Origin of the sequence: Lentimicrobium sp. L6 (assembly GCF_013166655.1) — a bacterium.
Lineage (GTDB): Bacteria > Bacteroidota > Bacteroidia > Bacteroidales > UBA12170 > UBA12170.
The window spans coordinates 25719-48853 of record NZ_JABKCA010000020.1; the positions used below are offsets into that span (position 1 = coordinate 25719).

Below are 23135 nucleotides of genomic sequence, written 5' to 3' on the forward strand. Positions count from 1 at the left end.
ATGGACGCATCAAGCCACACATATGGGAAATTAAAAATATTATCTATAGAGGATTCTATTATGGATTTTGAGATTATTCAAGAATTATTGGAATTTGCCGAATTCGAATTTGAAATGGATAGAGTTGAGAATGAAATAGAATTTGAAAAAGCACTCTCTATTCAGAAATACGATATCATCCTCTCCGATTTCAGACTACCTGGCTATGGCGCCTACCCTGCACTTCAAAAAGCACTCGAAATATGCCCCGAGATTCCCTTTATCATTGTTTCTGGTTCTATAGGTGAAGAAACCGCTATTGACCTGATCAAAAAAGGAGCTGTCGATTATATATTAAAAGATAAACCCGAGAAACTACCCTATTCTATTATCAGAGCTCTTGAGGAAGCTAAAGAAAAAAAAGAACGCAAACAAGCCGAACTAGAACTCATAAAGGCAAAAGAAAAAGCAGAGGAATCTGACAGATTGAAATCTGCCTTTTTAGCCAATATGAGCCATGAAATCCGAACTCCTATGAATGGAATACTTGGTTTTGCTGGACTTTTAAAAGAACCCAATTTAAGTGGAGAAGAACAACAAAACTATATTCGAATCATCGAAAAAAGTGGCGTTCGAATGCTTAACATTCTCAATGATATCATCAATATATCCAAAATAGAATCAGGTGCCATGGAGATCTTTCTACATGACATCAATATCAATACTCAATTAGATGATATTTATAACATGTTTAAGCCAGAGGTAGAAGCCAAAGGATTTACATTTAGCGTAAAAAAAGCCTTCTCAAACGAGGAGGCCATCATAAAAACTGATGGCGAGAAAGTATTTTCTATACTCACTAATCTGATCAAAAATGCTATTAAGTATAGCGAAAGAGGACATATAGAATTTGGATATACTGCTGATAACAGATGTATTGAATTCTATGTGAAAGATAATGGAATTGGAATCCCAAAAAATAGACAAGAAGACATATTTGAAAGATTTATTCAAGCCGATGTTCCAAATAAAAAAGCAAGACAGGGAGCAGGTTTAGGGCTTTCCATAGCTAAAGCCTATGTGGAAATGCTTGGTGGTAAAATTTGGATAACATCTAACTCTATGGAAGATTCCTCAGAAAAAGAAACAGGAAGCACCTTCTATTTTAATGTTCCTTGTCAAAAAGAATCCATAAACCTTGACAAAGAAGTTCCTGAAGAAATGGTTCGATTAGAAACCAAAGCACGTAAATTAAAAATACTGATTGCTGAGGATGACCTTATTTCAGAGGAATATATTTCTATAATGCTAAAGAAATTTGGCAAAGAGATAATCAGTGCAAAAAATGGTATCGAGGCTGTGGCTGCTTGTAGACAGAATCCTGATATTGACCTCGTATTAATGGATATCCAAATGCCTGAGTTAAATGGTTATGAAGCTACCCAACAAATTCGTGAGTTTAATAAAGACGTATATATTATCGCTCAAACAGCTTATGCCCTAAGAGGAGATAAAGAAAAGGCTATTGCCGCTGGATGTAATGATTATCTAGCAAAACCTATACTGGCTTGTGATTTAAAAGAAAAGATAAATAAGTTTATTGATGCTGTATAATATAAACCTGAAAATCATATGATTTAGAAAGATTCTTTTGCTATTTTAGCCTATCTCAGGCGCTCCAATCTAATCTCAATCATACCCAATCTTCATGTTAAATATGTACACGGCTTAAAGCAATGATATAGCTAACCCAATGATATATCATTAAAAAAAACCTCACAATACTAATCATGAGGCTTATCTTTTATCAAAATGCCTTAATCAATGATTTCTAGAGCACCTAAACCCTTCAACCTCAACTCTATGGCATTTATTTTTTGCTGACTTCGTTCTAGGCTTATCATTAGATCTTCCATTTCCTCTTTGGCTATTTCTAAATTCTCTCTGGCCAATGTGGTTGGACCATAAGAAGAATTACTAACGCAAGCATATGCCGTTCCTATTCTTTTTGAAATGGTTGGCCTATAGTCTATCTCTAATTCTCTGATAACCTTTGGATTATTAAGCTTATTATCGAGCGCATGTAATTCTTTTATCAAATTATAAATATCTTTCGACAAAGATTTGGAAGTTTGATTTGACTTTTTATAAGCCATTTGTATTTTTTTAGATTTTTCTAAAGTCTTTTTCATTTTAATTTGAATACTCTGATGCTCTGCAGAAACCTCATCCAATTCCTTCCAAAAAGAGGCCATCTCTTCTAAAGAAGCTGAAGCCAAACTTCCTTCAAATAGTTTCGTAACATTAAACTGGATAGTGTCAGTCATCCTTATATATTCTCCTTCTTTCTCCTTTACTAAAACAGCAAAATATTCTCCAGGGGCTACCATTTGACCCGTTGAGTTCTCTGTTCTTTTATCAGGTACATCAATGGGTTTTATAGATTCCTTAGTATAATTCCAGCTTATTCTATGAATACCCTTTTTATTTTTAGCTGCCAATTTCCTCAGAATCATACCATCAGCATCTAGAATTTGTATCCAAAACCTAGTTTCTATTTCTCTCAACTCCTCCTCTATCTCGTTCCACTCAGGAAACACCAAGTCTTGCTTATTCTTTTTCAATTCCTTTTCTTCTTTTTGTCTGCTGGCTTTTTTCGTTAAAGACTCCTCTTTTAATAAATAAGTAAAGGTGACACCAAATTCAGGATTATCTGCTACATAAAAGGAAGCCCCTTGAGAACCCTTTTTGGACCCACCAATCGGTCGGCTTTGAAAATACCAAAGCCCCTCTCTAGAATCGAATAAATAGGCTTGCTTTTCAAGCATTTCTTCGCTGAGGTTTCTCATAAAACTATAATCATCTAAAACGAAAAAACCACGACCAAAAGAAGCTGCAACCAAATCGTTTTCTCTCTTTTGAATGGCTATATCTCTAAAGGAAATGGTAGGCAATCCACCTTTGAACTTCACCCATTCTTGTCCCCCATTAATACTAAAATACAGACCAAATTCGGTCCCAGCAAATAACAATTCAGGCTTAAGGTGGTCTTGTACCACTCTCCAAACTAAATCTACGGAGTCCAAACCATTGATAATAGGATTCCATGACTTTCCTAAATCTTGGGATTTATATAGGTAGGGGTTAAAATCGCCATATTTATGATTATCTAAAGCCACATATAAAGTATTCTCTTGATGCAAATCAAATTTAATATCGTTTACAAACGCTGTACTTGGACAATTAGGTAAACGATTCACTTCAATTAATTGCCAGTTCTCACCTCCGTCTTTTGTCAACTGAATGCGACCATCATCAGTTCCAACACAAATTAAACCTACTTTTAAAGGTGATTCAGAAATGGATGTAATGGTATTATAATTACTCATAGCCCATAAATCCCAGCCGGCATCCCAGCCCCAAGTTTGATCCATTATAGGCAGTTTAAATCTATTTTCATTTTTGGTGAGGTCGCCGGAAATTCTTTTCCAGCTATCTCCTCTATCCTCCGATTTATATAAATACTGAGAAGCAAAATATATGTGCGATGCATGATGAGGGCTTACCAAAATAGGTGCATCCCAGTTATATCGCTCTGCCATTTCACCTTTACCAGGCTGGGGCTGTATAAAAACACGCTCCCCTGTTTTTCTATCTAATCGGAATAAATAACCTTGTTGTGATTCGGCATAAGCAATATTGGGATTTCCAGGTTCTGTGGCCGGTTGATGTCCATCACCTCCCAAAACGATTTGCCAATCTGCATTGGTAATTCCATGGGCATTTACGGTTCTACTAGGCCCCACCTGAGTAGAATTATCTTGTGTTCCACCATAAATATTATAAAAGGGTTCTGTATCATCCAAAGCCAATTTATAGAATTGTGTGACAGGAAGATTATCAATATAACGCCAGTTGAGGGTCTTATCAAAGGTTTCATAAATACCTCCATCACAACCTACTAACATATAATTAGGATCTCCTTTTCTAAACACAATGGCATGGTTGTCAGAATGTTTGAATTCTTCCTTAACTCTCGTAAATGTTTTTCCTCCATCATTAGAAACTTGCATTCGCACATCTACCAATACAATTCTATCCAATTGATTGGGATCAGCATATAATTCCTGATAATAGTGTGGGCCTGTGGCCCCAGATACCGTTTCCGACATTTTCACCCAAGTCTCTCCCCTATTCTCTGAACGATATACCGCTCCTGTTCTTCTTTCAAACTCAATGGCTGCATAGAGTATATCTGGATTGATTGGTGAGATGGCCAAACCTATTTTACCTTTGTCTTTTTCGGGAATCCCATTTTCCAGTTTCCTCCAATTTTCTCCTCCATCAGTGGATTTATAAAGCGCAGTTCCTGGACCTCCAGCCATGTAGGCAGCTACATTTCTATGCCTTTGCCAACTAGCAGCATATAGTATATCAGGATTCCGAGGGTCTATTTGCAAATCAGTCACGCCAGTCCACTCATCTATGATTAAACTCTCTTTCCAAGTCTTCCCACCATCCAAAGATTTGTATAAGCCTCTTTCTCCTCCTTTGCTCCATAATGGTCCCTGACTGGCCACCCAAATAATATCGGAATTCGATGGATGAACAATGATTTTAGAAATATGCTCAGATTTTTTCAATCCCATATTTTTCCAGGATTTTCCGGCGTCTTCACTGAGATAAGCTCCATCTCCGATACTTACATGTCGGCCACCCACATTTTCTCCGGTTCCTAACCAAATTCTATTTTCATTAGAAGGGTCTATGGTAATACAACCCGTAGAATAGACTGCATATTTATCAAAAATCGGGTTCCAAGTTGTACCTGCATTGGAAGTCTTCCATACCCCTCCTGAGCCCACAGCCACATACCATTCTACTGGATTATTTGGGTTTACAGCAATATCTGCAATGCGTCCAGACATAAATGCAGGACCCAAGTTTCTAAATTTAATCCCTGATAGCAATTGGGAATTGATAGGGTTCTTTTTTTCTTCTTTACTTTTCTTTTGAGCTTGTACAGATAGACCTAAGATTAGCGCTATCAAAAGGATAACTACTTTATTGAGAAGTGATTTCATTGATTAGTTTTTTTTGGATTCCCGAAGGTACAAAATAAAATACAACAGGTTCAATTTAGCGATTTCTTAACGAAAAATATTGACAAATTCATTGGATTTAAACTAGAATAACTTGGGGCTAATATCAGAAACATTCCATTTATTTAATTGAAGTATTTAGATAAGTACTTATTCAAAACTAGAAGACAAACACCTAATACAATGATATTCAGTCTTTTTTTCGTTTGCCCCAACCCCAAGGGGAGCGAAAAAAGCATACTCCAAAACAATTAGTTCTACAGTTTAGTAAAAAACAAACTTATAGCCTACTTGAAATAGACACCATTAAAATAAGTAAGTAATTGAACACCTCAATTATTTAATAATATCTGTAGAGAATTTGAAAACTTTCTAAGGCTAAGAAATTAGAACCGTTTTTTTATCAATCCTTCACTTTCCAGTTTTGTACTTAACACTTCGTGTCTTTCCCAAAACCGCTTCTCCAAACCCTCCAAAATTTCAATAAATTCAGGACTTGAAGAAATACTTTCCAGATGTCTTTCATTGATTAAGAACAAAGTCCAAAGGTGATAATTATCGGAATTTGAAAACAACCTCAAATTGTCCATGGCTTTTTCTGTATCATTTATATAGGCATAATAGCCGCACATTAATAATGGTTGGTATATGGATTGATCGTTCTCGGAATAAACACGATATTCTTCCAGCAAATCATGTTCCTCTTGCTCATAGCCCAACTCCTTACAGGTCCATGCGATTTTAATATTTTCATGTACAAATAAATAAATATCGTACTTCTCTTTAGCTACAATTAATTTATTATAAAAATGATAAGCCATCTTATAATTACCCAATATATAATAGCTTTTTGCCACTTCTTGTATTACATCTAAACGTGTGGTATCCATATTATATACTTCAAGTAGTTTATCATTCGTTATCTCCATATTCCTATGCTCTGCATACTCAATATAAACTTTCAAATAATGTGAATAGATATTCTGAGGATAGTAGGCCAAAGACTGATTGGAATATTTTAAAGCCTCTTCTATAAATCCTGCTTGTATAAAAGCATTACTCAGGTGTAAATAAAGGTATGAGCTAGCAGACGAGTCATTAGAGCTCTTATCCACTTGTAATCCCTTTAGGGCGAACTCTAAATATTTCTCTGTATTGGGTATGTAATTGGTATAAAAGTCGGATAAGAAATTGAGTACAAAAGCCGAGTTGGGATGATATTCCAAAGCCTTTTCAAAATAAGAAACCGCGATTTCATATTCTTTCTTCGTCATATAAGAAAATGCCTTGGCTACCAATGATTGTGGTGATTGAGGGTCAAGCAAATACGCTTTTTCAGCATAAAACTCGGTCTTTTCTATATATTGTTTTTGAACCTGAAAGATATCTAGATAATAATAGGCCATAGCAGTGGCAGCATAGGCTCTTGCAAAATCTTTATCTTGTTCAATGGCAAGTGAAAAGAAAACAATAGCGGAATCTAAACTAGTTCCAGTAGGATTATATAATAATTCAAGTCCTTGTAGGAAGAAATCGTAGGCTACAATATTATCAGTAGGTATTTCTTCAATCCTTTCCATCTCAGCAGGTGTAATTTTCACTTCTACTTGCTGCACAATTTTCGAGGCTACTTCCTTTTGAATTTCAAAAATATCATTCAGTTTCCTATCATATTGCTCCGCCCATATGTGCTTATCTCTCTGTGCTTCTATCAATTGAATATTCAATAAAATCTGATCTCCAACTTTTTGACCACTTCCTTCCACAAAATAGCTCACCCCAAGTTCTTCAGCTATTTCAGCTATGGTTTTATTTGAGTTTCTGTATTTCTCGACTGATGTGCGTGAAATCACCCTTAGGTCTTTCACCTTTTGCAAATTATTGAGAATGGCATCCATTAAACCATTGACTATATATACATTACTAGAGTCTTTACTGTCATTTTTAAAAGGCAATACAGCTATGGACTTGTCAATGGGCTTACCCTCTTCACTAAAAATCGTTCCCACCCAAATGGAAAGGCCAATGATGATAACCGAAAGAGGAATTAACCAAACATATGGTTTTCTATTAACATGAACCTTCTCTATTTCAATCTGCTCTCCTGCAGTCTTTTCTTTCTTCAGATATTCTCCTGGCGAAAGTTCATATTCCTCCTTAAAACATTTAATATAATATGAAATACTGTTAAACCCTACCTTAAAACTTATCTCAGATATGCTCAAATCAGTCTCATCAAGAAGAGTTTTAGATTCCTCTAAACGCACTTTCTTAATAAATTGGCTGGCAGATAAACCTGTATCCTTTTGCATTTTCCTGAGCAAAGTAGAACGACTCATACCAGATTCTTCTGCTAGTTCTGCCACTCCAAATTTCTCATTGGAAATATGCTTGAGAATAATCTGTTTCAATTTATCTATCAATTCCTGATTTGGCATTTGTTGTCATTTTTAAGCTCATCAAAGGTAGTATTATCCTTGAATTAATAAATGGAAGAAAATTGAAAATATTTAATCACAATTTCAGACTTTAATTAAAAAATGATGCATCATTTGTACAAATGATGCATCATTTTTATTAATGAATGAAAGTTTAAACTTTATGAAACACTGTTATTTAATCACTTAGAATTATTCGACAGATATTTGCTCAAAATTAAAAAACAATAAAACGATGACAACAAAAATCAACATTTTAAGAAAAACAGCTTTTATTATTTCACTTTCTCTTATTATTATAGGAGGGTATTCATGTGAAGGATGTCATACTCCTGAAGAACAAAAAACAAAAACGGAGAAGGTAGAAAAACCAAGCATGGATATTTTTGCAGCGGTGTTTATGAGCAATAAAAAAGCTGTAGAACAACATATAAAAATAGGTTCCGAGTTAAATGGAAGAGACGCTTATGGTTCAACTCCTTTAAATATTGCTTGTACTTTTGGCAAAACAGATATCGCTATCATGCTGATGGATGCCAATGCTGACATTAATGCAACTAATGCCGATGGCTCTTCTCCATTACACACCGCTGCTTTTTATTGTAGAACAGAAATTGTAAAAGAATTATTGACTCGTGGAGCAGATAAAACACTTATCAATCAATATGGTTCTACTGCTTTACAATCTGTTTCTGGACCATTTAGCGATGTTCAACCTATTTACGAGCAAATTGCAAAAGATTTAGGAGCATTAGGTTTAAGATTAGATTTAGAGAGACTAGAGAATACAAGACCTGAGGTTGCTGTTCTATTATCAAAATAAAAGAATTGGTATTTAAAACTGACCTCTGACACAAAATGATTTCCCTTTTTTGACTAAGCTACTAAATCAATCAACCATAAGCAGTTAAACAGGTTTTAATAAAGGGGAATCATTAACCAAAAACAACAAATAGCTAAAATCACTTTAAATAATAATGATGGAAAGAAGACATGATATAGATTGGTTGAGAGTAATTGCTATTGGCCTTTTAATTATTTATCACACTGCAATTGGATTTCAACCCTGGGGTGTATTTATCCAGTTCATACAAAATAATACTTTTTTAGAATGGATTTGGTATCCTATGTCCATGTTAAACATTTGGCGAATCCCACTTTTGTTTTTTGTATCAGGAATGGGGATTGCCTTTGCCATGCGCAATAGAAACCTTAAACAACTCTTTTTAGACAGAACCATTAGAATACTGATGCCTTTTGTTTTTGGAGTCATAGCTATTGTACCCATTCATGTTTTCATTTGGCAAGATTACTATTCTCAAGAACTCAGCTATGCTCCTCATGCTGCACATTTATGGTTTCTTGGCTTTATCTATATTTATGTTTTTCTGTTTAGCTCCATATTCTATTATATGGATAAAAATAGAAATTCCAAATTCCCCGAAAAGCTAAATACCATATTCAAAAATCCATTGTCATTACTATTGGTGGCTCTTACATTTGTTATTGAGAGTGTTTTAGTAAATCCCGAAATGTATACCTTTTATGCCATGTCTTTACACGGCTTTATTATGGGAGGATTGGCATTTCTATGGGGCTTTACATTTGTAATGTCGGGGTCAAACATTTGGCATATGCTGAAAAAATGGAAATATATATTTCTCATTTTTGCAAATGTATTATTTGTAATCAGACTATCTATTTATGATTTAGAATCCCCAAATATATTAATGAGTTTAGAAACAGTATTCTGGACCTCCTCTGTTTTCGGTTTTGCTAATCAATATTTTAACCGTCCTAGCAAATCACTAAGCTATTTAAGTCAAGCTGTGTATCCTGTTTATATCATACACATGATCATGCAGTATGCAATTTCGTATTATATTTTCCCATTGGAAATCTCTGCCTTTATTAAATACTTATTGGTCTTTTTTATTACCTTTCTTGCTTCATTTATGGTTTATGAATTGGTATTAAGGCGGGTGAAGTTTCTTCGCCCTTTATTTGGGATGAAGATTATATTATAGTCATTAATAAATATACTTTCACTTACTTTATTCCTCAAAAATCCCTTCTTTTGCAGAAAATACAGATTGCAAAGAATGAATCAAGAAATCGTAAGTCCAGGCCCAAATAATACACTCCTCAATAAATATGGAGAAAAAGTGACTCCTCCTGCAGGATGGAGTTTTTTAGCTGCTGGAGATGCTGGAATCACCAGAAAGATAACAGCCAAAGGATTGTTCTGGAGGGTTCAATATAAAAAGGGCAGACGAATGATTTCAAAAGGCGTTTGGGCGCCCAGTGAAACCATTGCGTGGGCAAAAAAAGAAGTAGAAGAAACTAGAAACACCGATGCCTACCAAAAGAAAAGACTTAGCGATTTAAAAAGGCGAGCCAAAAAGCAAGACGAATATGAGGAGGATTTTCAGAAAGAAGTGGAGAAATATTTAAAATTCCACCTCAAATATAAAACCATGGAGAAACTGATGGCAGAAGCTATTACCAAACATGCCGTTCCTGTGGGTAGTGGCACCGTTGCAAGAACAGCCATGATTCCCATAGAAGAACGAGCAGCAAAAGCCGTTATCGCCTGGATGAGGCACCAAACTACCGCTTACGACCATCTTAATATTGCAAGAATTAAAGGAGAACGACGAGCTGTAAGACGTCAACTAGCACAAGAATCTGTTAAGCTTTTAATGAAGTACAGAAGTGGTGAACCCCTTTCTCCCCATTGTTCTTTGCGAACTGCACTTCAAAAAATTCACCGCAACCCATAAATATGAATTAAAAGCTTAATTTTGCCCTGCTTAAAATCAAAAGAATAATTATGATAGAATATTGCCCTTGTGGAAACAACAAAGTTTATGAAGAATGTTGCAAACCATTCATCGATAAAAAAGAATACCCAGATACTGCAGAAGAGCTAATGCGTTCTCGCTATACTGCTTTTACACTAGGCAAAGTTGATTATATAATTAATACTCATATAGAGAAAATACGTCCCGTTAAAGAAAGAAAAAAGATGCAAAGATGGATGAATTCCATAGAATGGTTGGGATTATCTATTGTAAAAACCGAAGCTGGACAAGCCAATGATGAAATTGGAATGGTAGAATTTAGAGCCATTTATATTGAGGATGGATATACAGAAGCACTGCACGAACAATCTAATTTTGAGAAAATAGATGGAAAATGGTATTATGTTTCTGGCACACATTTACAGAATGACAAAGTCTATCTAAAATATTAAAACAATCATAAATTTCTATATTTGCGCATCTTTTTAAAATCAATATTATGAGTCTGAAAATTGACAAAACCCAATATATTTTAGAATCCCAAGCCACAAAGAAAACCTTTAATGACGAGGGCTGGACATTAAATGCTCCCAATGAAGCTCAAGCCGGTTTGGTGAGAGCTATTTATGAAAAAAAACAATTGGAAGTCAAGGATGATTCCTATGGTTTATTCAAATTTGCTGATTGGCTGCCTATCCACAAAATGATTAAAGGCTCCTTTGCACCAGTCACTTTTAAAAGCGAAGGTTTAGCAAAAGAAATCGGACTCAATAATTTATATATTACTTTTAGTGGGTATTGGCCAGAAAAGAACATAGAAATGAAAACTTGTTCTTTTAAGGAAACGGAAAGTTATTCTGTGTGCTCTCGAATGGATAATGATGAGAAAAAGGTTTTAGTGGTGGCTTCCGCTGGAAATACGGCTCGTGCCTTTGCCCAAGTATGCTCAGACAACCAAATACCTCTTTTATTAAGTGTCCCTGAAGATAATTTGAACGCCCTTTGGTTTGATGCACCTCTAAACGATTGTGTGAAACTTATCGCCAGCAAAACTGGAGGAGACTATTTTGATGCCATCCATCTATCTAATATAGCATGTGAGATGAATGGTTTTTTCGCAGAAGGTGGAGCCAAAAATGTAGCCCGACGAGATGGAATGGCAACAACCATGCTATCGGCAGCTACTACCATTGGAGAAATCCCAGAATATTATTTCCAGGCCATAGGTAGTGGAACAGGCGCCATTGCAGCTTGGGAAGCCAATTTAAGATTATTAGAGGATGGTAGATTTGGAAACAGAAAAACCAAATTAATGGTTTCTCAGAATTCTCCCTTTAACCCTATTTACGATGCTTGGGAAGCTGATTCTCGTCCTTTATTAGATTTCAACAACGATGAAGCACGCAAACAAGTTGAAATCATTGATGCCAAAGTATTATCCAATAGAAAACCTCCCTATTCATTAGCTGGTGGTTTATATGATGCCATGAAAGATGCTGGAGGTGAAGTACTTTTAGCGACCAATGAAGAAGCTAGAAATGCAGCTCAATTATTCTTAGAATCAGAAGGAATAGATATTCACCCAGCCGCTGCAGTTGCTGTTGCCACTTTAATATCTGCTGTTAAAGATAAAAAAGTAAATACTGATGACTTGATCATGCTCAATATTACTGGTGGTGGAGAAGAAAGATTCAAATCGGAAAAAGAACTATTCTACTTAAAGCCTACATTGATTTTTGATATTGACCCTGATGAGAATTTTGTGAAAGAACAAATCAACCAACTAAACTGGTAATAAGCGCTACTCATTCAACTATTGCATTATTCAACAAGCAAAACAGAATAATCTAACCATGTATATTGAATATTTTATTTTCATTATACATGGTTATTTTTTTCTAACATTCTATCATTCCTTTATTCATTCCCCTCCCACATATTATAAATTTAGAAAAACTAAAAAATTGCCCTTTCTCTTTCTCCCATAAACCATACTTTTGTACTGATTATTTCGCAAAACAAATCAAAGGATGAATTCCAAGAACAATAAGCTCATCATTAAAAATGCTGAAGAACACAATCTCAAAAATATTGATGTTCAAATTCCTCATAACTCTCTTACCGTAATTACTGGGGTATCGGGTTCTGGGAAATCGAGTTTAGCCTACCAAGTGATATTTAATGAAAGCCAGAGGAGGTTTTTAGAATCATTTTCTTCCTATTCCAGGTCGTATATAGGCAAAATGGAGAAACCAAAAGTTGAGGAAATAAAAGGTTTACATGCAGCCTTGGCTATTCACCAGAAAACCGCAGTTTCAAATCCTCGCTCTACAGTTGGCACCTTATCTGGTATTTATGATTATTTACGCTTGCTATTTGCTCGTTTAGGAGAAGTAAAATGCCTAAACTGTGGCGCAGAAATGAAAAGCAAAGCGGAAAATATCTGCTCCAATTGTGGTTATTCAAATATTAAGATACGGGCCAAACTCTTTTCTTTTAACTCCAGTGCAGGAGCTTGTCCTACTTGTAAAGGCTTAGGACTAACAGAGCAAATAGATCCAAAAAAACTCATTGCTGATGAAACAAAAAGCTTAACAGAAGGTGCACTCGTCCCCACTACTCCTACTGGCTATATTGTTTATTCTCAGGTGAGAGTAGATGAGCTGGATAAGGTTTGTAGAGCTCATGATTTTTCGGTAGACATCCCCTGGAAGCAGTTGACTTTAGAGCAACAAAATATTATTTGGTATGGTAGCGACAGAGTGAAAATCCTATTTGGAAAACACTCCTTAGAATCTCGTTTAAAATGGAAAGGAATTACTGCAAAACCTCGTGAAGAAGCTTTTTATAAAGGCATGCTTCCTATTATGGAGGAAATCTTGAAACGAGATAGAAATGATAATATTCTCCGATTTGCCAGCTCTTTTACTTGCACTGATTGTGAGGGTACTAGACTGAGAAAAGAAGCACGAAATGTACACCTTTTAGGAAAAAACATCAGCGATTTAAGTGCTATGACCGTAGCGGACCTAAAATCATTTCTGGATAATTTGAAACATGAAGACATTCAACAAGATGTACTCGAACATATCCTCAAACCTATTTTTAAGAGATTATATCATCTAGAATTATTGGGTTTGAATTATCTCACTTTGGAAAGAGAATCCGCAAGTCTTTCGGGTGGCGAAGCCCAAAGAATACGATTGGCTTCTCAACTAGGAACAGGATTACAGGGGATTCTATATATTTTAGATGAGCCTTCCATTGGTTTACATGCTCGTGACAATCAGAAATTGATTCAGGTTTTACGAGATTTACGAGACAATGGGAATACCGTAGTCGTGGTGGAACACGATGAAGAAACCATAAAGGCTGCTGATTATTTAATAGATATTGGACCAAAAGCAGGAGTTCATGGTGGAGAAATTTTATTTCAAGGGGAAACCCAAGAATTACTTCAAAACCCAGAGAAATATCCCAAAAGTATAACCGCTCAATCACTTTCCACTACTCATTCTACTTTTATTACTAGCAAAAACCGAAAAAGCATTGGTGAAATCAAACTCACCGGACTCCTCAAAAACAATTTGAAGAATATAGATGTTGATTTTCAATTAGGCCTACTCAATGTGGTGACTGGAGTTTCTGGTGCTGGGAAATCTACCTTAGTGAATCAAATTCTTGCCCATATGTTGCGTAACAAGCAAACAGAATCAGAAATTGGTAAGCTAGAATCCTCTGAAGAAATCAAAAAAGTAATTGAAATCGATCAATCTCCCATTGGAAGAACTCCCAGAAGTAATCCTGCAACTTATACTGACTTATTCGACCATATCAGAGATTTATTTTCTAAGCAAGAAGAATCGAAAAATAGAGCATATAAAAAAGGACAATTCTCTTTTAATAATAAAGGAGGAAGATGCGAACATTGCCAAGGTGCTGGTAGAATTCAGCTCGGTATGCATTTCTTAGGAAATGTGGAAATTGAATGTGAGCATTGTCATGGAAAGCGATTTTCGGAGGAAACTTTAGAAGTCACTTATCAAGGAAAAAACATATATGAGGTATTGGAAATTTCCATAGAAGAAGCTTTTGAGTTTTTTCAAGGGCATAGTAAAATCACTAGAATCCTCGACCAACTCATTCAACTCGATGTGGGTTATTTGAAACTCGGACAAGCATCGACCACCCTTTCTGGTGGCGAAGCGCAAAGAATAAAACTGGCTTCGGAACTCTATAAAAGTTCGAAAGGTCATGTGCTTTATATTTTGGATGAACCTTCGGTGGGATTGCATAAAAAAGACATTAGCTATTTGATTCAAGCTCTTCAGAAAATAGTAAATCAAGGAAATACGGTTATCGTCATAGAACACGACTTGGATATTATAGAACAGGCTGATAGAGTTATAGATTTAGGCCCAGAAGGAGGAGAAAACGGAGGAAGGCTATTATTTCAAGGAAGTCCTAAAGGATTAATAAAATGCTCCGAATCCATTACCGGACAGGAGTTGAAAAAGAAGTACGAGCCTAAAGAGTGGGGAACTCCAACTTCTCGTCCAGCCATTGAGCAACAGAATATTCATTTTTACGGCGTGAATACTCATAATTTGAAAAATATCGATGTGGAGATTCCTCTAAACCAAACTACCGTCATCACAGGAGTTTCGGGTAGCGGAAAGAGTTCCTTGGCCTTCGATACTATTTATTCAGAAAGCAGAAACCGCTTTACCGAAAACCTTTCTTCCTATGCCCGAAGAATGATGAATAAAGTAAAAAAGCCAGATTTAGAACAATGTTCTGGCCTCACTCCTGCCATAGCTTTTCGTCAGAATCGATTTCAGAAAAATCCTCGTTCCACTGTAGGAACCGCTACCAAAATCTATGATTTATACCGCTTATTATTTTCTCGTTTTGGAGAAAATGAAAAAGGAGAAAAGGGTAATTTAACCATGTCCGATTTTTCTTTTAACAGAGCTGAATCTTCGTGCCCACATTGCAATGGAATGGGAATTATGATTACTGCTGACCCACAAAAGTTCATTAGTTTTCCTGATAAATCACTATTGAATGGCGCCATGGATGGAAATAAACCAGGGAAATTCTTTGGAGATATCCATGGTCAGTTTGTTCCCACTTTAGTTCAAGTTGGAAAGGAATTAGCTATTGATTTTTCTCTTCCCTATCAAGAACTTTCCGAGGAAGCCAAAGAAATAGCATTTTATGGATGTGGAGAACGAATTTTCTATGTGGAATGGCAGTTTAAAAGAGGAAATAGAAGTGGAACGCATCAGCTACAAATACCTTGGCATGGATTTATCAATGAGCTTAACGAAGATTACCAAATAAAAAAGGATGGCAAAAGAGGTGAGATTTATGAGTTTATCATGAGTGAAATAAAATGCCCGAAATGCCATGGAAAAAGATTAAAAGAGAAAGCCCTGTCCATTAAATTTAAAGGGTTTAATATTTCAGATATTTCATCTTGGAATATCCAAAAAGCGCAAGATTATTTTAAAGAACAAGCAAAATCATCAGACATAGCCGCTGCACAAATCTTTACACAATTAAATGAGAAGTTCAATATTTTTCAGCAATTAGGATTGGGATATTTAAATATAGATCGCCCCATACAAAGCCTTTCTGGTGGTGAAGCTCAACGATTAAGGATTGCCAGTCAGCTGGTATCTGACTTATGCGGTTTAACTTATGTTTTAGATGAGCCAACAGTGGGCTTACATTCTAGAGATACTGAAAAACTTCTAAAAACCATCTCTCAACTCAAAGAAAACGGTAATACCATTATCATGGTGGAACACGATATGGAAGTGATTAAAAATGCAGACCATATTATCGATTTAGGTCCAAAAGCCGGTAATAATGGTGGCGAAATCATCACTCAAGGAAATATAGAGAAAATTAAAAATTCTGAGGATTCTATCACTGGAAAATATCTCCATCAAGAAATCAATATTCCAGTATCAAAAGCACAGCTCCAAACTGGAATACAAATTAAAGCGGCCCATGCTCATAATCTAAAAAATATCGATCTCAAAATCCCTAGTGGAGGAATGGTTGCGGTTACTGGTGTTTCAGGTTCGGGGAAATCCTCATTGGTTTTCACTGTGATTGCCAAATCCTATAAAAGTGGTAAAGCAGAAAATTGTGAATCCATCTCCTTCGATAATATCAATTCCATATCCATCATGGACCAGCAAAGCATTGGAACATCTTCACTAAGTAATTGCGCCACTTATACTGGCATTTTTGAAGACATCAGAGATATATTTGCCAAAGAGTCAGAAGCCAAAGCAAAAGGCTTTAAGAAATCACATTTTTCCTTTAATAGCAAAGATGGCAGCTGCCCCGCTTGTAAGGGAATGGGACAAAATAAAGTCCCTATGGATTTCCTCTCCGATGTTTGGGTGACTTGCGAAATCTGTGATGGTAAAAGGTATAAAGAGGAAGTTCTCGAGGTGAAGCACCAAGAGAAATCTATTGATGAGGTTTTAAAAATGAGTATTTCAGAAGCTAAAGAGTTCTTTTCTCATGCAAAGAAAACAGCTCCTGCTTTAAACATTTTAGAGGAGGTAGGACTTGGATATATACAGCTGGGACAAGCCACTTCTACCCTATCGGGGGGCGAAACCCAAAGGTTGAAATTAGCCCATGAGTTGAACAAGCAAAGCAGTTCCAAAACCCTCTTTATCTTTGATGAACCGTCTACAGGATTACATATACAAGATGTGGAACTACTTTTAAAAGTATTTAGAAAATTAGTAGATGAAGGGCATTCTCTTATTATTGTTGAGCATAATATAGATATTATTAAAGCAGCTGATTGGATTATCGATTTAGGTCCAGAAGGTGGAGATGCTGGTGGAGAATTGATTTTTTCAGGTAAATTAGAGGAACTTAAGACTTGTGATGGGTCTTTTACTTCTATGGCATTATGTTAATTTGAGAAATCCACAAATGATAGTGATTTACTAAGACTTATCTATTTGTATTATTTACTAAATTTGGCAAATGATTCACTTTTACAAATATCACGGAACCGGTAACGATTTTGTCATTATTAATATGACAAAAAACTCCTTTTCACTAACAACTGAGCAAATTGCGTTTATATGTGATAGACACAAAGGTATAGGAGCTGATGGATTAATGATGCTTTTAAATTCGGAGGATTCTGATTTCAGAATGAAGTATTATAACAGCGATGGCAAAGAAGGCAGTATGTGTGGAAATGGTGGTCGATGCATGCTCGCATTTGCTTATGATATGGGAATTACAAAGGAGGTATATCGCTTTATAGCCATTGACGGAAATCACGAAGGAAGAATTTTAAAAGAGCATCCCACTGAAAAACTCGTCGAACTAAAAATGAGTGATGTTCATGAGACTAAATCTTTAAACAACAACTTCGAAATCAATACTGGCTCTCCTCATTATCTCGATTTTCGCGAAGAAGTGGAAAAACTAGATGTGGTTGAAGAAGGGAAAGCTATTCGCTATTCCGATGCTTATCAAGAAGAAGGTATTAATGTAAATTTCGTAGAGCAAAAAAAGAATCAGCTTTATGTAAGAACCTATGAAAGAGGTGTTGAGAATGAGACCTTAGCTTGCGGAACTGGCGTAACAGCTGCAGCTATCGCTTCTTCAATTCGCCAAAATTTGATTTATAAAAATTTCAATATCAAAGTATTGGGTGGCCAATTAAATGTAAAATTTGAAACAGAGGATGGTAATTTTTTTCATTCTATCTATCTTACAGGTCCTGCAGTATTTGTATACGAAGGCCATATAAATATCCCTTTTTAATATGATAGAAAACCATAAAATAGCTTTACGAGCTCCAGAGCTTAGCGACTTAGAAATTTTGTTTGATTGGGAAAACCAATCTGAATTTTGGTATTTAAGCAATACTATCCTCCCCTTTTCTCGATTCGATATAGAGCAATTTATTCTACAAGGAAATCACGATATCTATGCTGACAAACAATTTCGTTTCATGATCACTAATAAAGAAAATGATGAAGTATTAGGCTGTGTGGATATATTTGATTTTGATGCCCATAATGAGCGGGCTGGTTTGGGGATTTTAATTGATGAGAAATATAGACAAAAAGGTTGGGCCAGTGAAGCTTTGGAACTGATTATTGGCTACGCATTTAAACAATTGAAACTGCATCAATTGTATTGCAATATCTTAAGTTCAAATACCGAGAGTCTAAATCTGTTTAAAAAGAAACATTTTTCCGAAATTGGAGTAAAACAGGATTGGGTATTTATTGAAGGTAAATATCACGACGAGATTTTATTGCAATTAATCAGGAAAAACTAAATTTATGTCTAATTATCATAGTTCTTATCGCCGTAATTCTAGGAAAAAGAAAAATCCATTCCGCATGGTCTTATTCATTTTACTTATTGGAATCATTATAATCGGTGGTATTGCTGCATATATGGCTTATCAAATAGTGATGGCACCTAATATTTGGACCGAAGAAGAAAAAGAACAATACATCTATATTAATAATGAGGATGATTTTGAAAGCATTAAGAATCAACTATATGCCAACGGGAACATCATCCACCGCAATAATTTTGAGCTATTAGCTGATTACAAGAAATACGCTGACAATATTAAACCTGGTCGCTATTCCATAAAAAATGGAATGAATAATAATGAACTGATTAACCTATTACGAAGCGGTAATCAAGAACCCATAAAACTCATTTTCAACAACATAAGATTAAAAGAGGATTTATCAAAAAGAATTGCCGAGCAAATTAATATCGACGAAGATTTACTTCTTGAAAAATTAAACGATTCTGTTTATTGTAATTCTGTTGGCTTTAGTACTGAAACCGTAAAAAGCATGTTTTTGCCCAACACCTATTTTGTTTATTGGAATACCACCACTGATGAGTTTTTAAACAGAATGAGCTTTGAGTATAAGCAATTTTGGACAGAAGAAAGAGTGACTAAAGCTAATGACAAAAACCTAAACCCTATAGAAGTAAGTATTTTAGCAAGTATTGTGGAAAAAGAGACCCAAAAGAACGACGAGAAAGCAAGGGTTGCTGGGGTTTATATAAACAGAATTGAAAGTGGTTGGAGGCTACAAGCAGACCCTACTCTTATATATGCATTAGGGGATTTCAATATTAAAAGAGTTCTAAATGTATATAAAGAAATTGACTCACCTTATAATACCTATAAGTATACAGGCCTTCCACCTGGCCCCATATGCATCCCTAGTATTTCATCGATAAATGCAGTACTAAATGCTGAAGAGCATAGCTACTTCTTTTTCTGTGCCAAGCCTGACTATTCTGGCTATCATAACTTTGCAAAAAACAGCAAACAACATATTAATAATGCCAATGCTTATCGTGAGTTTTTAAACAAAGAAAAAATATTCAAATAAATTATAATCTAAATTATTAATCTCTCAAATCATTTTATACATTTGCGTATTAATATTAACACAATCAAAATCTTATGAAAAAAATTATTCTAGTATTCATCGCATCATTTATGATGATCGGGTTCACTCAAGCACAAAAAATTAAAATCGTTAGTGGTGATATGGGTTTTATGAAAGACTTAGCAGAACTGAATGTTACTTTCGAATATCCAGAGGATATGAAATTTGGCAAAACTACTCAAGATAAATATATTGAGAAGAAAATGGCTGATGCTGAGGAAAAAGAAGAAGGTGCTGGAGAAGCATGGAAAGATTCTTATTTTGCAGATAGAGAAGACCATTATGAGCCCATGTTTATGGAAGGAATGGAAAAGTATGCTGGTGACCTTTTTGTAGCACAAGACGATTCTGATTATGAATACACCATGATAGTAAAAACTACTTTTACAGAGCCTGGTTTCTTTATGGGATTTCAGAACAAAAAATCTGCCATCGACCTAGAAATCACTTTTGTAAAAACAGATGCTACTGATGAGGCCCTTGCTGTAGTGAAAATTACTAAAGCTCCTGGAGCTGCAGCTCCAGATACAGGGCTTAGAGTTGGTGATGCCTATTTTACGGCTGCTCAACAATTCGGTAAGCTTTTAAAGAAAAAATACCTATAGTTGAGCATCAACTATTCAAAAACCGTCTTTAACATTCTGTTAAGGACGGTTTTTTTTATAGCCTGTTTTTATGTTTTATCTTTGCTACTCACAAAAAACCTATAAAGAATGAAACGTAGAGATTTATTTAAGAAAATAAGTGCAGCAAGTGCTGGCATATTAGTCGGAGGAGCTCTTTTAAATTCTTCTTCAGCCCAAGCTCAAGAACAAAAGCAAGAGAAGCTTATTATCAATCGCATGAAAATGAGTTTTGCCGATCCTAAAAACCCTACTCCACATGAACTTAAACACACTCCTCAAATTACTTTTGGAGAACAAGACTCAAAAGGATTTACAAAAGTTATCATCACCATTGGGCAAGGTGGTATCATACATCCTACCGAAGAAAACCATTGGATAGATTACCTGACTATATATAAAAATGACAAATTGGTCTCTAATCTAGTTTTAGAAAATGGCCCTATAAGAGGATATGGTGAGCATTACCTAAAACTACAATCAGGAGATATTGTAAAAGTAGAAGCTGGCTGTAATCTTCATGGCATATGGGAACATGCTGAGAAATTAGGTTAAGATACAATTTTAAAAAAACTCATTATTTTTCTCAAAAAACTTCTCATTTTTTGAAATTAGACTACTTTTGCCGGCTTAATAATCATTAAAATATTTCATTATGAAATCTAGAAGTTTTAGTGGTCCTCGTTCTATTCATTTCCGTCAATGGAGTCGAAAAGCCTATGCAGTGTTTAATAGTTTGAAAAGCGTAGTGAAAATCGGAAGATTGGAGCTTACTTTCAGCATTTTGACACTGGCTGCTAGTGCTGTTGTAGCACAAAGCGCCACCTTGGCTATTCCAGGTGAAGATGTGGAGTTGGAAGAATTAGAAGTGACCGCACAAGCAGAACCTCTGGTTTTCTCGCAACATGGAAGGATGATTACTACCATCACTAAACAAGAGATTGAGTCGGCGCCCGTCAGCGATTTGGCAGAGCTTCTCTCTTTTGTACAGTCGGTAGACATCCGCCAAAGAGGAGGCCAAGGAGTACAAGCAGATGTGAGCATCAGAGGTGGCTCATTCGATCAAGTTTTAGTGTTAATCAACGGAATTCCCGTTTCTGACCCCCAAACTGGTCATTTTAATTTGAATATCCCGGTTGATATTTCCGATATTCAAAAAGTAGAAGTGCTGAAAGGCCCTGGTGCTCGAGTTTTCGGACCCAATGCCTTTAGTGGTGCCATCAACATTATTACCAAAGCTGAAGAAGGAAACCATCTATCGGCCAGGTTGATGGGTGGACAAAATGGTTTATATCATTATGGAGCTACGGGAAACTTCCAAGTGAAAAACTGGAAAACACGAGTTTCCTACGACCAGAAAGCCAGTGATGGTTATATGGAAAATACCGACTTTAAAAGCTATAATGCTTTTTTACAGTCAAGTCTACAATTGAAAGCCCTATTGATGGATGCCCAACTGGGATTTATGCAGAAGGACTTTGGAGCCAACTCTTTTTACTCTCCCAAATATCCTTTGCAGTACGAAAGCAACCAGAGCAGAAATGCAGCACTTGGGTTTCATTTTGGCAACAAGTTGAGGCTTTCTGTGCTCCCCTATTATCGTCAGCATAGAGACAATTGGCAACTCACCAGAGAGAAGCCAGAGCTCTATCAGAACTTCCACCAAACAGATGTTTACGGAGGAAGGGTAAAAATGATATTCTATTCTAAATTGGGAAAAACTTCGGTGGGATTAAATATCAAAAGAGAGCATTTGTTGAGTTCGAGTATGGGAGAAAAGCTGGACGAGCCAGAAAATATCAGCTGGGCAAAAGACCAAGAGTTTAAATATTCTTTTGAGCGCGACCATGCAGGTTTATATGTGGAACAATCTAAAGAATTGGGTAAAAAGTGGCAGATTTCACTTGGATTACTGGCCCACTGGTATTCCACTAAAGACCAAGATATCTCCGTTTATCCTGGTTTAGACATAAGCTATCAACTGAATCCAGAACTCAAATTAATAGCCTCCGCTAATCATGCCATGAGACTTCCTACATTCACTGATTTATTCTATTCTGGACCTGCTAATATGGGTAATACAGAATTAAATCCAGAGAAATCATTCACTTTAGAAATGGGTACTGAATACCAAAAAGAAGGATATCAGATTCAAGCAGCAGTATTCCGCCGTTATGGAAACGATATCATTGATTGGGTATGGCATGACACCATTTGGAGAACAGAAAACATCACAGACCTTACCACCAATGGTATAGAATTGGCCACAAGAATACAACCCGATGTATTGTGGAATGTGAAGTTTTGGAAGCAGATGAACTTAGACTACACCTATTTGGATATGAAAAAAGAAGATATAGACCTTCAGAGCAAATATGCCTTGAATAATCTTCGCCATCAGTTTAATCTGGTCTTTCAGTTTAAATTGATTAAGAATCTAAATCTTCAGATTGCATCTTCCTATAAAGATAGATTAGGCTCTTATCAAACTTATAATTTTGAGGAGTCTACGTACGAAGACCATCCTTATGAAGATTATTGGTCTATCAATGCTAAATTGAGCTATAAATACAAATCCATGGAGTTTTTTGCAGAAGCCAACAATATAAACGATGTTAAAGTTGTAGAGTTTGGTGTGGCTCAGCCTGGGCTTTGGATGCTTGGAGGTATAAAGTATAAACTTGAGCTTTAAAAA

General features: G+C 35.8%; 15 protein-coding genes. 13 read left to right on the forward strand and 2 right to left on the reverse strand.

The genetic code is table 11. The features are described from left to right. Nucleotides 1-1593, forward strand: coding sequence for a hybrid sensor histidine kinase/response regulator (locus tag HNS38_RS06965; protein ID WP_172278825.1), 1593 nt, complete (start codon nucleotides 1-3; stop codon nucleotides 1591-1593). 203 nt (nucleotides 1594-1796) lie between these two features. Here the strand turns inward: HNS38_RS06965 and HNS38_RS06970 are convergent, their stop codons facing one another. Further along, entirely contained in the window at nucleotides 1797-5063 is a 3267-nt protein-coding gene (locus tag HNS38_RS06970) for a glycosyl hydrolase (protein WP_172346190.1), read from the reverse strand. Between the two features lie 404 nt (nucleotides 5064-5467). After that, the gene (locus HNS38_RS06975; RefSeq protein ID WP_172278821.1) at nucleotides 5468-7519 is read right to left on the reverse strand and encodes a helix-turn-helix domain-containing protein; all 2052 of its coding nucleotides are present in this window, start codon (nucleotides 7517-7519) and stop codon (nucleotides 5468-5470) included. A 235-nt stretch (nucleotides 7520-7754) separates the two neighbouring features. Between HNS38_RS06975 and HNS38_RS06980 the strand changes: the two genes are divergently transcribed. The 12 genes from HNS38_RS06980 (at nucleotide 7755) to HNS38_RS07035 (ending at nucleotide 23132) form a co-directional block, all read left to right on the forward strand. Next, on the forward strand, nucleotides 7755-8342 hold the full coding sequence (locus tag HNS38_RS06980; protein WP_172278818.1) for an ankyrin repeat domain-containing protein: 588 nt from the start codon (nucleotides 7755-7757) through the stop codon (nucleotides 8340-8342). A gap of 157 nt (nucleotides 8343-8499) precedes the next feature. Continuing rightward, nucleotides 8500-9546: an acyltransferase family protein gene (locus tag HNS38_RS06985; protein ID WP_216663654.1), complete on the forward strand. Its 1047-nt coding sequence runs from the start codon at nucleotides 8500-8502 to the stop codon at nucleotides 9544-9546. A 75-nt stretch (nucleotides 9547-9621) separates the two neighbouring features. Continuing rightward, nucleotides 9622-10302, forward strand: a complete 681-nt coding sequence (locus HNS38_RS06990; RefSeq protein ID WP_172278814.1) for a DUF2293 domain-containing protein — start codon at nucleotides 9622-9624, stop codon at nucleotides 10300-10302. 50 nt (nucleotides 10303-10352) lie between these two features. Further along, nucleotides 10353-10775, forward strand: coding sequence for a YchJ family protein (locus tag HNS38_RS06995; protein ID WP_172346191.1), 423 nt, complete (start codon nucleotides 10353-10355; stop codon nucleotides 10773-10775). A 47-nt stretch (nucleotides 10776-10822) separates the two neighbouring features. After that, a complete protein-coding gene (locus HNS38_RS07000) occupies nucleotides 10823-12118 on the forward strand; it encodes a cysteate synthase (RefSeq protein ID WP_172278810.1) in 1296 nt (431 codons plus the stop codon). 235 nt (nucleotides 12119-12353) lie between these two features. After that, nucleotides 12354-17279: an excinuclease ABC subunit UvrA gene (gene uvrA / locus HNS38_RS07005; protein ID WP_172278807.1), complete on the forward strand. Its 4926-nt coding sequence runs from the start codon at nucleotides 12354-12356 to the stop codon at nucleotides 17277-17279. Nucleotides 17280-17349: 70 nt separating this feature from the next. Next, entirely contained in the window at nucleotides 17350-18144 is a 795-nt protein-coding gene (gene dapF, locus HNS38_RS07010) for a diaminopimelate epimerase (RefSeq protein ID WP_172346192.1), read from the forward strand. Between the two features lies 1 nt (nucleotide 18145). Continuing rightward, nucleotides 18146-18667, forward strand: coding sequence for a GNAT family N-acetyltransferase (locus tag HNS38_RS07015; protein WP_172278803.1), 522 nt, complete (start codon nucleotides 18146-18148; stop codon nucleotides 18665-18667). Nucleotides 18668-18671: 4 nt separating this feature from the next. Continuing rightward, nucleotides 18672-19757 carry an endolytic transglycosylase MltG gene (gene mltG, locus HNS38_RS07020; protein WP_216663655.1) on the forward strand — a complete coding sequence of 362 codons (1086 nt, stop codon included), beginning with the start codon at nucleotides 18672-18674 and terminating at the stop codon, nucleotides 19755-19757. Nucleotides 19758-19831: 74 nt separating this feature from the next. Then, a complete protein-coding gene (locus HNS38_RS07025) occupies nucleotides 19832-20422 on the forward strand; it encodes a hypothetical protein (protein ID WP_172278799.1) in 591 nt (196 codons plus the stop codon). 108 nt (nucleotides 20423-20530) lie between these two features. Beyond that, entirely contained in the window at nucleotides 20531-20995 is a 465-nt protein-coding gene (locus tag HNS38_RS07030) for a desulfoferrodoxin family protein (protein WP_172278797.1), read from the forward strand. A 100-nt stretch (nucleotides 20996-21095) separates the two neighbouring features. Beyond that, complete coding sequence (locus tag HNS38_RS07035) at nucleotides 21096-23132, forward strand: TonB-dependent siderophore receptor (RefSeq protein ID WP_172346193.1); 2037 nt, start codon at nucleotides 21096-21098, stop codon at nucleotides 23130-23132. The last annotated feature ends 3 nt before the right edge of the window (nucleotides 23133-23135 follow it).